This is a genomic window from Serratia sp. TSO36 (assembly GCF_057808395.1).
Window position 1 is genome coordinate 84,751 of record NZ_JBJZOU010000015.1, and the last position, 13,449, is coordinate 98,199.

Consider the following 13,449-nt stretch of genomic DNA (forward strand, 5'->3'; position numbering starts at 1 on the left):
GCCATGACTACGTTGGATTTGACCACCCTCAGCGCCCGCATTCAGGCGCATAAGAACGCGCTGATTCACATCGTCAAACCGCCGGTGTGCACCGAACGCGCTCAGCACTATACCGAGGCCTATCAACAGCATCAGGATCGGCCGCTGCCGGTGCGCCGCGCGCTGGCGCTGGCCAACCATCTGGCGAAGCGCAGCATCTGGATCGCCAACGACGAGCTGATCGTCGGCAACCAGGCCAGCGAGCTGCGCGCCGCGCCGATCTTCCCCGAATACACCGTCGGCTGGATAGAAAACGAGATCGACCAGTTGGCAGACCGGCCGGGCGCCGGCTTCTCGGTCAGCGAAGAGAACAAGGCGATTTTGCACCGTCTTTGCCCCTGGTGGCGCGGCCAAACGGTGCAGGATCGCTGCTATGGCATGTTTACCGACGAACAGAAGGCGCTGCTCGCCACCGGCATCATCAAGGCCGAGGGCAACATGACCTCCGGCGACGCCCACCTGGCGGTCAACTTCCCGCTGCTGCTGGCGCTAGGCCTCGACGGCCTGCGTGAAAAGGTGAACGCGCGCCGCAGCCGCCTGCACCTGACCGAGTGGGAAGATCTGCACAAAGCGCAGTTTCTCAACGCCATCGACATCGTGCTGGCGGCGCTGAGCGAGCACATCCTGCGCTTCGCTCGCCTGGCGCGCGACATGGCGCAACGCGAAACCCGCGACTGGCGGCGCACCGAGCTGCTGGCTATCGCAGACAACTGCGAGCTGATCGCCCATCGCCCGCCGCACACCTTCTGGCAGGCGCTGCAGCTGTGCTATTTTATCCAGCTGACGTTGCAGATCGAATCCAACGGCCATTCGGTTTCCTTCGGCCGCCTCGACCAATATCTCTATCCCTGGTATCGGCGCGACGTCGAGCTGGAGCAGAACCTGGCGCGGGAAGACGCCATCGAGCTGCTGCACAGCTGCTGGCTGAAGCTGCTGGAGGTCAACAAGATCCGCTCCGGCACGCACTCCAAGGCCTCCGCCGGCAGCCCGCTGTACCAGAACGTCACCATCGGCGGCCAAAAGCTGCTCGACGGCCGGCCGTGCGACGCGGTCAACCCGCTGTCCTACGCCATCCTCGAATCTTGCGGCCGCCTGCGCTCCACCCAACCCAACCTCAGCGTGCGTTACCACGCAGGAATGAGCGCCGATTTCCTCGACGCCTGCGTACAGGTGATCCGCTGCGGCTTCGGCATGCCGGCGTTCAACAACGACGAAATCGTCATTCCCGAGTTCATCAAGCTGGGGGTTGAACCGCAGGACGCCTACGACTATGCCGCCATCGGCTGCATCGAGACCGCCGTCGGCGGCAAATGGGGCTATCGCTGCACCGGCATGAGCTTCATCAACTTTGCCCGCGTGATGCTGGCGGCGCTGGAACAGGGCCGCGACGCCACCTCCGGGCAGATTTTCCTGCCGCAGGAACAGGCGCTGTCCAAAGGAAACTTCGCCGATTTCGAGCAGGTGATGGCCGCCTGGGATCGGCAAATCCGTTACTACACACGCAAGTCAATTGAGATCGAATGCGTGGTGGACAGCGTGCTGGAGGAGAACGCCCACGATATTCTCTGCTCCGCGCTGGTGGATGACTGCATCGAACGCGGCAAAAGCATCAAGCAAGGCGGCGCCAAGTACGACTGGGTTTCCGGCCTGCAGGTCGGCATCGCCAACCTCGGCAACAGCCTGGCGGCGGTGCGCAAACTGGTATTCGAGCAAGGGGCAATCGGCCAGCAGCAGTTGGCGGCGGCGCTGGCCGACGACTTCGCCGGGCTGGATGGCGAACAGCTGCGCCAGCGGCTGCTCAACGCCGCGCCCAAATACGGCAACGACGTGGACGAGGTCGATCGGCTGCTGGTGCGCGCCTACCAAACCTACATCGAGGAACTGAAGCAGTATCGCAACACCCGCTTCGGCCGCGGGCCGATCGGCGGCGGCTACTACGCCGGCACCTCGTCTATTTCGGCCAACGTGCCCTTCGGCGCCGCCACCCTGGCGACCCCGGATGGCCGTAAAGCGCACCAGCCGCTGGCGGAAGGCGCCAGCCCGGCGTCCGGCACCGACCACCTGGGGCCGACCGCGGTGTTCAATTCGCTCGCCAAGTTGCCTACCGAGGCAATCCTCGGCGGCGTGCTGCTCAACCAAAAGCTGAACCCGGCGACGCTGGACAACCCGCGCGATCGGGAAAAGCTGATGCTGATGTTGCGCACCTTCTTCGAGAGCTATCGCGGCTGGCATGTACAGTACAACATCGTGTCGCGCGAAACGCTGCTGGCGGCGAAGCAACACCCTGACCAATATCGTGATTTAGTGGTTCGCGTAGCTGGCTATTCCGCCTTCTTTACCGCATTATCCCCTGAGGCGCAGGATGATATTATTGCGCGCACAGAACATACTCTTTAAACCTTTGACTCTTAGCGGCCGCACCTTGGCGGCCGCATCATCAGGCCGATATGAATTTACGACAACAGACCATATTGCAGTTGGTTAACGATCGCCGGCGGATCAGCGTCAATGAGCTGGCGCGCGCCTCGGGCGTCTCGGAAGTCACCATCCGGCAGGATCTCAACCTGCTGGAAAAGCGCAGTTATCTGAAGCGGGTACACGGTTCCGCCGTGGCGCTGGAGAGCGACGACGTCGACGCCCGCATGATGTCCAATTTCACCCTCAAACAACGGTTGGCGCAATATGCCGCCGCGCAGGTCAACGACGGCGAGACGATCTTCATCGAGAGCGGCAGCGCCAATGCCCTGCTGGCGCGCTACATCGCCGAACGCAAGCGCATTACGCTGATCACCGTCAGCCACTACATCGCCAACCTGCTGAAAGAAACCGACTGCGACGTGATTGTGCTGGGCGGCATGTACCAGAAGAAAAGCGAGACCGTGGTCGGCCCGCTTACGCGGCTGTGCATTCAGCAGGTGCATTTCAACAAGGCGTTTATCGGCATTGACGGCTTTCAGGCCGAAACCGGCTTTACCGGCCGCGACATGATGCGCGCCGACGTGGTCAGCGCGGTGCTGGCCAAGGGCGTGGAGAATATTGTGCTGACGGACTCGAGCAAATTCGGCCAGATCCAGCCCAACCCGCTGGCGCAGCCCGGCCAGATCAGCCGGGTGATCACCGATTCGCGCTTGGCGCTGGAGTATCAGCATCAGCTGAAACGCCAGGGCGTACAGGTGGAGCTGGTCAACGAATAACGCAGGTCACTGCCGCACCGCGCGGGCTACACCGCGCGCCTTCCCCTTGCGCAGCGGGATTTTAAGACTATTTACCTGTTTATCCTTCCCGAGAAACCTATACTCAGTTTCGGCGCCTTTTGGGCCGTAACTTGCTAATTATTCGGCCGTTAACAAAAAATGCCATTTTTTTATATCGATACTGTACGGGAATCAACGGCAGGCCTGATTTATGGTTAACGCCTATACTTATAGGGCACTTCCATATAGCCAATGCTAAGGAGAAGTCATTATGATGATTATCAATAAACGTTTCGCCACCGCCGCGCTGGCACTGACTCTGGCGTTTTCACTCAGCGCCTGTTCCAACATGTCCAAACGCGATCGCAACACCGCTATCGGTGCCGGCGCCGGTGCAGTCGGCGGCGCAGTGCTGACAGACGGCAGCGCGCTGGGCACGCTGGGTGGGGCTGCGGTAGGGGGCATCATCGGTCACCAGGTTGGCAAATAACCTGACCGAGAGACCTCGGCCGACAGGCTGGCAAAAGCGCCTCGGCGCTTTGACGTATTAACCAGAATAACGATGATTTCAGGTCTGTTTTACTTTAAGTCTATGGTTCTTTTGCCGTTAACGGGCTAACCCCCGGCAGCAACAACCTCAAGCCATGCCGCAGTATTGCACCGCGGCATGGCGATTCACCTCAACCGCCCGCCAGTTTGACCTTCATGCCTTTGGCTTCCAGCAGCTGTTTGAGCAGATCGCGTTTATCGCCCTGGATCTCGATAATCCCGTCTTTCACAGAACCGCCGCAACCGCATTTCTTTTTCAGCTCGGCCGCCAGTTTGTCGAGCGCGGCATCATCCAGATCGACGCCGGCGATCAGGCATACCCCCTTCCCCTTGCGGCCGCTGGTCTGACGCTGGATGCGCACGATGCCGTCGCCCTTGGCGCGTTGCGGTTTAACGTCTTCCTGCTTGATGCGGCCGGTGTCCGTGGAATACACCAGGCGGCTGTTATCGTCATTCATCATTGCCTCCTCAGGCCAAAGAGGCGCGGATCGCGCGCAGCGTCGCGGCCGGATCCGCAGATTGGGTGATCGGACGCCCAATCACCATGTAGTCCACGCCGGCGGCCTGGGCCTGCACCGGGGTCATGATACGGCGCTGATCGCCCGCCGCGCTGCCTTCAGGGCGGATCCCCGGCGTAACCAGCTGGAAAGCCTGCCCGCAGGCGGCCTTCAGGCGCTGCGCTTCGTGTGCCGAACAGACCACGCCGTCCAGCCCGCAGTCGCGGGCCAGGCGCGCCAGGCGCTCGGCGTGTTCCGCCGGGCTGGCCTCGATGCCAATGCCGCGCAGGTCTTCCGCTTCCATGCTGGTGAGCACCGTCACGGCGATCAGCAGCGGCGCATCCGCTCCGTAAGGCAGCAGCGCTTCTTTAGCGGCGGTCATCATGCGCGCGCCGCCGCTGGCATGGACGTTGACCATCCAAACGCCCAGCTCGGCCGCCGCCGCAACCGCATGCGCGGTGGTATTGGGAATATCGTGGAATTTCAGGTCTAGAAACACGTCGAAACCGCGCCCGTGCAGATCGCGCACCAGCTGCGGCCCAAACAGCGTGAACATTTCTTTGCCCACTTTCAGCCGGCAGTCTTGCGGATCGATACGGTCGGCGAACGCCAGCGCAGCGTTCTTATCGGCGTAATCTAACGCCACAACGATTGGAGATGATCTTAAGTCATTGTTATTAGTGTTATTTTCAGACTTCATTTCTTCTACCTTCTGTAAAATGGACATAATCAGGTACTCACCCGCGAAACTGACCGCCGCATTCTACATGCCGGGGGCCAGAAATCCCAGCCGCAGCGCGTACCGCCGCTCTGTCATGTTACCTCTCACCTTTGTCATGGCGCGTCAACGAAAGCGCGTCAGCGATAAACCACGCAGCGTAAAACGTCGTAAAGATGCGTAAATTATCAATCAAACATTTTGAACAACTTGCTCAGCATTATCAGATTTTCAAACGGCGCAGATGCTTTATTATTCACCACATCGGAAGCAAATGGCTTCCTTCCTAAATAAACAGACTGGAGTCACCCATGAAAACCATCAAATATTTTGCAGCCGCTACCGCTATCGCACTGACCTCTTTCGCTACCTTCGCCGCTGAGCCGGTCAACAGCCAACAGGCTGACAGCCTGACCGCCACCGGCATCGTTTCCGCGGGCCATGCGACCACCCTCAGCAGCCTGGAGAAAAAACTGGCCGCTAAAGCCGATGCCCAAGGCGCCGGCAGCTACCGCATCATCTCCGCCGGCGGTAACAACATGCTGAGCGGCACCGCGATCATCTATAAATAATGTTTCCGGTACAGGGCCCGCACGCTCGGGCCCTGCCTCTGTTTCTCGCCTAAAAAACCCGCGTTTGCCTCACCCTTCTTTGTTACATAAATATTAAATTTTTATTACACACTAGACACCCGATCGCCAGTGGCTTAGCTTGAAGGCATCTTCCTGCAGAAAGGCTTTCAAAATGAGCGAGATATCGACACTTACCATCAAAATTCCTCTGGAACTGAAGGAAAAAATCCGCGCCGCCGCCGCTGAAAACGAATTTTCGTTGAGCGTGGAAGTATGCCAGCGCCTGGAAAACAGCTTCAACGCGCCCGCCGCCAAGGTAGAAAAAGCGGCCAAAAAGGCGGATGAGCTGCACCACGGAGAGATCGACAATCAAAGCACCGAAGAAGAGGTTGAACAGCCGCTGAGCCAGAAAGAACTGAAGAAACTGCGCCAGCTGTTGAAAACCGGCGCCAAAGGCGGCAAGAAAAAGTAAGCGGCAAACGAAAAAAAACGGGGCGATAAATCGCCCCGTTTTTTTTGCCGCGCCGCCACGTTATTGCCCGTCCAGACCGCGGATCGGTTTGACCGATGACCAGGCTCGGCACGACGGGCAATGCCAATAGAGCGAGTGCGCAGTGAAGCCGCATTTGTGGCAGCGGTAACGCGGCTTGGTGCGAATTTGCTCGCCGACCATATCGCGCAATAGCAGCAGGCTCTCTTTCGCCCGGCCGTCTTCGGCGTCCGCCAGGTGATAATCCATCAGCCGATAAAACACGCGCATGGTCGGATGGCGCTGAAGCTGGCGGTTGATATAGACCTGCACCACGTCGCGCCCTTCGTGCTGTTCGATGATCTCGGCCAGCATCAGATCGGCGGTGGCGCCGGTGTTCTCTTCCACGCAGCGTTTCAGGAATTCAACCCAGTTGTGCTGTTGTTCCGGCAGATGCGTGTAGCATTCCTGCAGCATCGGCAGCGTTTCGCTGACCAACTCTTTATCCTGGCTCAGCACGCGTTGCAGCGACTCTGCCGCTTTGGCGTAGTCGTTTTGCGCCATGTAGATGCGCCCGAACATGATGGACACGCGCGCACACTGTTTATCGGCTGCGTCCGCTCGTTTGAGCAGGCTCATCGCCCGATCGAGATCGTCGCTGCCCATCGCCTGCAGCGCCAGTTCGCAATAGAAGTGCGCGATCTCGACGCGCTGTTTCTCTTTACCCAGCTTGACCAGCTTTTCCGCCACGTCGATCGCTTTTTGCCAATCGCTGGTGGCCTGATGGATCACCAGCAGTTGCTGCAGCGCCGATACGCGAAAATCCGCTTCGTCAGTCAACTGGCTGAACATGTCTTCCGCGCGATCGTACAGCCCGGCCGCCATATAGTCGCGGCCCAGCTGCTGTACCGCCAGCAGGCGCTGTTCAAAGGTCAGAGAGGCGCTTTCCATCAAGGCCTGGTGGATGCGGATGGCGCGGTCGACTTCGCCGCGCGAACGGAACAGGTTACCCAGCGTCAGGTGGGCTTCAACGGTGTTGCTGTCCTCTTTCAACATGTCGAGGAACAGATCGACCGCCTTGTCCTGCTGGTTGGAAAGCAGAAAGTTCACCCCTGCCACGTATTCACGCGACAGGCGGTTGGCTTCTTGCTGTTTATCCTGCTGAGCGCTTCTGCGCCCCATGTACCAACCGTACGCGGCAGCCACGGGCAGCAACAGAAACAGCAGTTCTAACATAGAGGATTATTCCTTGCTGACAACGGGCTGAGCCGCCGGTTCAGCGGGCTGCTCAAGCTGCAGCTCCAGCCTTTTGATCTTGCGCTCGGCGCGGCCCAACGCAATGCGCGTGCGCAGGTAGAACAGGCCGCAAATGATCCAGCCGAGAACAAAACCGGCACCAAACAGCGTGGCCAACAGGGTCGATACGCGATAGTCCCCCTGCGCAACCAGATAGTTGAAATTGACCACCTGATCGTTATGCGCACCCAAGGTGACGGAAATCACGAAGATCACCAGAACCAACAAAAAAATCAGCAAATATTTCACATTCTTTCCCGCGATGCCGAGTGAATCGGATGAACGATGCCAAAACGTGGCGTCCCTAACCCTTAAGTTAGCATTTCCCACTGCGGCAGGGAAACCCTGCGGCACGATAAAACCACATATCTGCTGGCATATTCGGCAGTAAACGGCCTTAGCGAACAAATTGATGAGAAAGCTTCTCAAAACGTCGAATTTATAAGGATATGGGGGCGACGGCGCGGATTGCAATGGCGGGAAAATGTAAGCGGTTAATGCGGCGCCGATCCGACGCCGCGTTTTTGTGACACAGTCACGTCATGACATGATTAACCCGCCGTCCACATTGATGGTTTGGCCAGTGATGTAGTCGGCATCGTCCGAGGCAAGAAAGGCCACGAGACCCGCCACGTCCTCGGGCTGACCGGCGCGCTTGAGCGGAATGCCCGCCACCCACTCGGCCATCAACTCCCCTTTGCCGTAGGTTTTTTCCGGCCCGCTGAGAATTTCTCCCCAAACGCGGTCGTTATATTCCCACATCTCGCTTTCAATGATGCCGGGGCAGAATGCATTGACGGTAATGCCATACGGTGCCAGCTCGAGCGCTAAACTTTGCGTAATGCCGATCACGCCCATTTTGCTGGCGGCGTAATGCGGTGTGTAAATGAATCCGTTACGCCCCTGACCGGAAGAGGTGTTGATCAGCCGCCCCTTGCGCTGGCCGACCATATATTTAGCCGCTTCCCTGCAGCAGAGCCACACTGCAGTGGTATTTACCGCCAACACTTTCTCAAAATCGCTTTTGGGCATCTGGTCAAAACGATCGATAGTGATCACCCCGGCGTTTTGAATGGAAACGTCGATCGCGCCGAATCGCTCCCAAGCCTGACGATAAAAATCAACCACCTGCGCCTCATCGGTGACGTCGAGGATCACCGGCAGAATCTCCACACCATAACGCTGGCGCAGCGTTTCCGCCGTGGTCAGAATGCGTTCCGCATTCGATGCAATCACCAGATTGGCGCCCAAACGGGCGAAGCGCTCGGCGATGCCGGCCCCAATGCCGCGGCATGCGCCGGTAATCACCACGGTTTTCCCCGTGAAATCACGATTCATGGTTGTTCTCCTGTCATCAATGAGCTCGCCTGCGGCCGCCACAAGGTGCGTTGCACCGCCTGCCGCCAGGCGCTGTAGTTTTCCTGCAGCTGCCGGTGGCGCTGCATATCGGGTTTAAATTCATCATGTTGGGGCAACAATGCCGCCAGTTGCCGATCGGTAGTCCCCCACAGGCTGCGCATCGCCATCAGCGCCGCCCCCAGCGCCGAGAGTTCCGCCGTGTTGCTGCGCCACACCGGGCAACCCAGCAGATCGGCCTGAAACTGCATCAGCCAGTCATTGCGGCTGGGGCCGCCATCGGCCATTAACCCCTGCAATGCAAAACCCGGCTGTTGCCGCAATACGCCGATCACATCGGCGATTTGATAAGCCACCGACTCAAATGCGGCCCGCACCAAATGTTCCCGCCGCGTGCCGCGGCTGAGGCCGCAGATCACGCCGCGCGCCTGCTCATCCCACCAGGGTGCGCCGACCCCGGTCAGTGCCGGCACAAAATAGACGCCACCGCTGTCGGCCACGCAAACAGGCAGTTCACTTAACGGCGTCTCGCCCCCCGCCGGCATGGCGGTGATATCCAGCATCCAGGCAATGGCGTCGCCGGTGTGGGGAATATTGCCCTCCAGCGCATACTGCATACGCTCGCCATCGTGCCAGGCGACGGTCGTTGCCAGAGCGCTCGTGTCGCATTGCGCTTCGGCGATCGGCGCCATCACCGATGAACCGGTGCCATAGGTGGCCTTAACCTGCCCCGCCTGGCCGAGCGCATGGCCGTACAGCGCCGCATGCGAATCACCGACCATCGCGCCAATCGGAATGCCGTCGGCAATGCCTTCCAATCCCAACGTCGCGCCGAACACATGGCTGGAGGGGGAGATCTTCGGCCGCGCCTGGCGGGGAATGTTGAACAGCGCCAGCATCCGCTCGTCCCAATCGCCGGAGGCAAGGTTCAACAGCTGGGTGCGAGCGGCATTGGAGGTATCGCAGCCGAATGCCTGTCCTCCGCTCAACTGCCAAAGCAGCCAGGCATCGATGGTGCCAAGGCAGATTTCTCCGTTCTCCGCCATCCGTTGCCCCCCTTCGCAGCGATCGAGCAACCAGCGCATTTTCGCCGCCGAGAACAGCGGTGAAAGCGGAAGACCGGTGGCGCGACGCACCACTTCGGCCTGCCGATCGTGCCGCAGCCGTTCACAGAAATCGGCGGCGCGCGCGCATTGCCAGGTTAGGGCCGGACCGATCGGCTGGCCGTCGGAACGCCGCCAACCAATGGCGGTTTCACGCTGGTTGCTGATGGCGATACCGGCAATACGGGATGCGCCGGCCAACGCAATCGCTTCCCGCAGCACCGCCAGAGAGGCTGCCAGTAAGGCCTCGCCCCGCTGTTCCACCCAACCGGGCTGCGGCGTCTGCAGCGTCAACGGCCTGCTGGCTCTGGCGACGATCGCCCCCTGCGCATCCACCACCACAGCCTTGGCGTTGCTGGTGCCTTCGTCCAACGCGACAATGCAATCCGCTTTAACCATGGCTCACCTCAGCCAGCGGCTGCACCGCTTTTTTATCCTGCCGCTGCATCAAAATGACCTTGCTCTGCAAACGCTGCTGGAACTGGTCAATCACCACGGCGGTAACGATCACCAGCCCTTTAATCACCATTTGCCAGAACTCGCTGACGCCCATCATCACCAGACCGTCCGCCAGAAAAACGATCACAAAGGCGCCGATGATCGAACCGAATACCCTGCCGCGGCCACCGCTGAGCGCCGTACCGCCCAGCACCGTCGCGCCGATGGCGTCCATCTCGAACATATTGCCGGTCATCGGGTGCGCGGTTTGCAACTGAGAAGCGATGACCAGCCCCACCAGCGCCGCACACAGCCCGGAGAAGGCATAGACGAACATTTTCACTTTGACGATCGGCACCCCCGACAGCCGCGCCGCCGGCTCATTGCCGCCAATCGCATAGATATAACGGCCCAGCGGCGTTTTCTTGGTGAGATAGATCCCCAACAACACGATGGCCAACATCAGCCAAATCGGGTTGTAAATCCCGAGAAAGGTGCCGGATCCCAGGGCCGCGAAACCGGTGTTGCCCAGCGCTTCCATGCCCACCAGATTGGGATAGGTTTTGCCGTCCGCCGTCAACAACGCCGCTCCGCGCGCCACGTACATTGCGCCCAGGGTGCAGATGAACGGCGCAACGCCGAGCCGCGTGATCAGCGTGCCGTTGACCAAACCCAACAACACGCCCAACAGCGCCACCGCGCCGATCACTTCGAAAACGTTGAGAAACAGCCGGTTGCCATCCCACAGCGGGATACCGACGGTCAACAGCGCACCGGCGATCATCCCGCACAGGCCCGCCACCGCGCCGACCGACAAATCGATGCCGCCGGTGAGGATCACCAGCGTCATGCCAACCGCCAGCAACCCGGTAATCGCCACGTGCTGCGTCATGATCAGCAGATTGGAGACGGTCAGAAAATTCGGCACCATGCTGCTGAAGAACAGCACCACCAGCAACAGGGCGATGAAGGTGCGCGCCTGCAGCAAATACATATACAACCGATACTTGGTTTGCATTGCCTTATCCTTATGCGTGTGGGGTTGAGGCGCGGATCAGCGTTTCGCGATCGGCCCGTTCGCGCGGCAGATCGGCCGTCAGTTTCCCGTCCGCCATCACCATCACCCGGTCGGCCAGTGAGACCACCTCATCCAGCTCCGACGAAGAGAACATCACCGCCAGCCCCTGGCGTGCCATCGCGCCAATCAGGTGATAAACGTCCGTTTTGGCGCCGACGTCGATTCCGCGCGTCGGCTCATCGAGAAACACTACCTGCGGCCCGGTCAGCAGCGCCTTGCCCAACACCACTTTCTGCTGATTGCCGCCGCTCAGGCTGGTGATTGGCAGCTCCCGGTCACTCACCTTGATCGCCAGTTTTTCGATCATGCCGTCGACCAACGCACACTCCCCGGCCGACGCCAACGGCCGCAGCGCGTTGCGCCCCAGGCTGGCCAGGGTCATGTTGGCCTTGATCGACATCATCTGCACCAAGCCCTCCGCCTGCCTGTCTTCCGGCACCAACGCCATGCCCAACGCCATGCGCTGACGAAACCCCAACCGCTCCACGCTTTTGCCGTTGAGCAGAATGCGGCCTGCCGTCTGGCGCATCACGCCGTTGACCACCTTGAACAGTTCGGTGCGGCCGGCGCCCAACAGGCCATAAATGCCGATCACTTCCCCTTTACGCAGTGAAAAACTGACGTCGTTAAGGCAATAGCCGCCGTTTTCACGCGGCAGCGTCAACTGCTCAACCTTCAGCACTTCATCCCCTTGCTCTGCCGCGCAATAATCAAAGTGCTTGCTCTTTTCCCCGACCATCTTTTCGATGATCCACGGGATGCTGACGTTGCAGACCGGCTCGGCGGCAACAAAACGCCCATCGCGAAATACCGTGATGCGATCGCCAATCTCCATCAGCTCTTCCAGACGGTGAGAAATGTAGATGATGGTGACGCCGCGTTTTTTCAGATCGGCGATCACCCGAAACAGCGTGCGCACTTCAGCCTGGCTCAGCGCCGACGTCGGCTCATCCATGATCAGCACCCGGGTGTCCTTCGCCAAGGCGCGAGCAATTTCCACCAGCTGCTGATGTCCAATGCCGAGACTGCCCAACGGCGTATGCGGATCGATGTCCAACTCCAGCCGCTGCAGCAAGGATTTGGCCAGCTGATATTGATAGTCCACATTGATGCGGCCACGCTGGAAGAACTCGTTGGCCATAAAAATGTTGTCCATCACCGACAGGTTGGGGAACAGGTTCAGCTCCTGGAAAATAATGCTGATCCCGAGCCGCTCCGCCTGCTGCGTGGAAGTTAGCGTCACCGCTTTACCCTCCAGCTCGATGGTGCCGGAGGACGGGGTTTCCACCCCCGCCAGCAGCTTCATCATGGTCGACTTGCCGGCGCCGTTTTCGCCGATCAGCACGTTGACCTGATTGCGAAACACTTGATAACTCACGCTATCCAACGCGGTGACGCCAGGATAGAGACGCGAAACGTTGCGCGTTTGAATAATGACCGGATCGCTCATCACGCCCCCTTAGGTTGAATGCGTACCGGCGTGATCAACAGCGGCTCGGCAGGCGCCTGCCAGCTGCTGAATACGCCGTACACGGTAATGTGGTCACCCACCTTGGGCGGGGATCCGGCCAGTTCGTCGATCGAAGCCTGATTAATCGCCCTGGCAAAATCGCCGAACAGCGCTTGGTCATTGAAATCGCTGTAGCTCAGCCCGCGATAGCTGTCGCGCAATGCCGTACCGCGATAAACCGGCCCGATCTGCACCTCCACGCTGCTGAGCGGTGCATCGGTCAGCTTGAGCGTTAATTTTCCGCTGCGCGAACGGGTGTTGACCGCCGCGACTTCACCGCTGACCTTAACGTTGAAATAACATGGAAACTCCGGTTGAGCGCGGTACCCCAGCAGACCGCAGGCGCTGTCAAAATCCTTGGCCTGGGCGATCCGGGCGAGCAGCTCGCCCAGCGGCTGCGCCGTTTTGACCGCTTGCGGAGCGATTTGGCCGCGGTAAATTTCCGCCGCCTGCGCCACATGCGGATTCACCGGGGAGCGAAGCTCCGCCAGCTTTTTCTCCGAAACGATACGGCAACCGCTCAACGCCAGGACGACGGTGACGGCCAGCGCAATGCGCATCGACATAACAACACCTCCGATCGCACCCCGCCGCCGGGACGGGGTGGTGAAAGACGCCGCTCAGCGCGGA

Annotated in this window: 14 protein-coding genes; 5 read left to right on the forward strand and 9 right to left on the reverse strand. The window is 59.8% G+C overall.

Annotation, left to right across the window (positions count from 1 at the left end):
- Nucleotides 1-3 precede the first annotated feature (3 nt).
- The 3 genes from ACK3CV_RS13800 (at nt 4) to osmB (ending at nt 3,723) form a co-directional block, all read left to right on the forward strand.
- On the forward strand, nt 4-2,436 hold the full coding sequence (locus ACK3CV_RS13800) for a formate C-acetyltransferase/glycerol dehydratase family glycyl radical enzyme (RefSeq protein ID WP_164141572.1): 2,433 nt from the start codon (nt 4-6) through the stop codon (nt 2,434-2,436).
- 50 nt (nt 2,437-2,486) lie between these two features.
- Nucleotides 2,487-3,233: a DeoR/GlpR family DNA-binding transcription regulator gene (locus ACK3CV_RS13805; protein ID WP_004930631.1), complete on the forward strand. Its 747-nt coding sequence runs from the start codon at nt 2,487-2,489 to the stop codon at nt 3,231-3,233.
- A 271-nt stretch (nt 3,234-3,504) separates the two neighbouring features.
- Nucleotides 3,505-3,723: an osmotically-inducible lipoprotein OsmB gene (osmB, locus tag ACK3CV_RS13810; protein ID WP_004945176.1), complete on the forward strand. Its 219-nt coding sequence runs from the start codon at nt 3,505-3,507 to the stop codon at nt 3,721-3,723.
- Between the two features lie 190 nt (nt 3,724-3,913).
- On the opposite strand, the gene yciH is transcribed toward osmB, so the two are convergent.
- Both yciH and pyrF read right to left on the reverse strand, forming a co-directional pair.
- The gene (yciH, locus tag ACK3CV_RS13815; RefSeq protein WP_033647552.1) at nt 3,914-4,240 is read right to left on the reverse strand and encodes a stress response translation initiation inhibitor YciH; all 327 of its coding nucleotides are present in this window, start codon (nt 4,238-4,240) and stop codon (nt 3,914-3,916) included.
- A 10-nt stretch (nt 4,241-4,250) separates the two neighbouring features.
- The gene (pyrF, locus tag ACK3CV_RS13820) at nt 4,251-4,979 is read right to left on the reverse strand and encodes an orotidine-5'-phosphate decarboxylase (RefSeq protein WP_172904750.1); all 729 of its coding nucleotides are present in this window, start codon (nt 4,977-4,979) and stop codon (nt 4,251-4,253) included.
- 329 nt (nt 4,980-5,308) lie between these two features.
- Between pyrF and bhsA the strand changes: the two genes are divergently transcribed.
- Entirely contained in the window at nt 5,309-5,569 is a 261-nt protein-coding gene (gene bhsA, locus ACK3CV_RS13825; protein ID WP_033634720.1) for a multiple stress resistance protein BhsA, read from the forward strand.
- Nucleotides 5,570-5,741: 172 nt separating this feature from the next.
- Nucleotides 5,742-6,041: an Arc family DNA-binding protein gene (locus ACK3CV_RS13830; RefSeq protein ID WP_164141576.1), complete on the forward strand. Its 300-nt coding sequence runs from the start codon at nt 5,742-5,744 to the stop codon at nt 6,039-6,041.
- 60 nt (nt 6,042-6,101) lie between these two features.
- On the opposite strand, the gene lapB is transcribed toward ACK3CV_RS13830, so the two are convergent.
- The 7 genes from lapB to ACK3CV_RS13865 all read right to left on the reverse strand — a co-directional run bounded on the left by lapB (nt 6,102) and on the right by ACK3CV_RS13865 (nt 13,385).
- Complete coding sequence (lapB, locus tag ACK3CV_RS13835; RefSeq protein WP_164141578.1) at nt 6,102-7,274, reverse strand: lipopolysaccharide assembly protein LapB; 1,173 nt, start codon at nt 7,272-7,274, stop codon at nt 6,102-6,104.
- A gap of 6 nt (nt 7,275-7,280) precedes the next feature.
- Nucleotides 7,281-7,583 (reverse strand): LapA family protein, encoded by a 303-nt coding sequence (locus ACK3CV_RS13840; RefSeq protein WP_004930650.1) that lies wholly within the window; start codon nt 7,581-7,583, stop codon nt 7,281-7,283.
- Between the two features lie 291 nt (nt 7,584-7,874).
- Complete coding sequence (locus ACK3CV_RS13845) at nt 7,875-8,672, reverse strand: SDR family oxidoreductase (protein WP_033653021.1); 798 nt, start codon at nt 8,670-8,672, stop codon at nt 7,875-7,877.
- The gene (locus ACK3CV_RS13850) at nt 8,669-10,192 is read right to left on the reverse strand and encodes an FGGY family carbohydrate kinase (RefSeq protein WP_489009867.1); all 1,524 of its coding nucleotides are present in this window, start codon (nt 10,190-10,192) and stop codon (nt 8,669-8,671) included. Before ACK3CV_RS13850 ends, ACK3CV_RS13845 begins: the two co-directional genes overlap by 4 nt.
- On the reverse strand, nt 10,185-11,249 hold the full coding sequence (locus tag ACK3CV_RS13855; RefSeq protein ID WP_049212680.1) for an ABC transporter permease: 1,065 nt from the start codon (nt 11,247-11,249) through the stop codon (nt 10,185-10,187). The genes ACK3CV_RS13850 and ACK3CV_RS13855 overlap by 8 nt, the downstream gene beginning before the upstream one ends.
- Nucleotides 11,250-11,259: 10 nt before the next feature.
- Nucleotides 11,260-12,759, reverse strand: coding sequence for a sugar ABC transporter ATP-binding protein (locus ACK3CV_RS13860; RefSeq protein ID WP_164105000.1), 1,500 nt, complete (start codon nt 12,757-12,759; stop codon nt 11,260-11,262).
- Nucleotides 12,759-13,385, reverse strand: a complete 627-nt coding sequence (locus ACK3CV_RS13865) for a DUF2291 family protein (protein ID WP_164105001.1) — start codon at nt 13,383-13,385, stop codon at nt 12,759-12,761. The genes ACK3CV_RS13860 and ACK3CV_RS13865 overlap by 1 nt, the downstream gene beginning before the upstream one ends.
- Nucleotides 13,386-13,449: the final 64 nt, after the last annotated feature.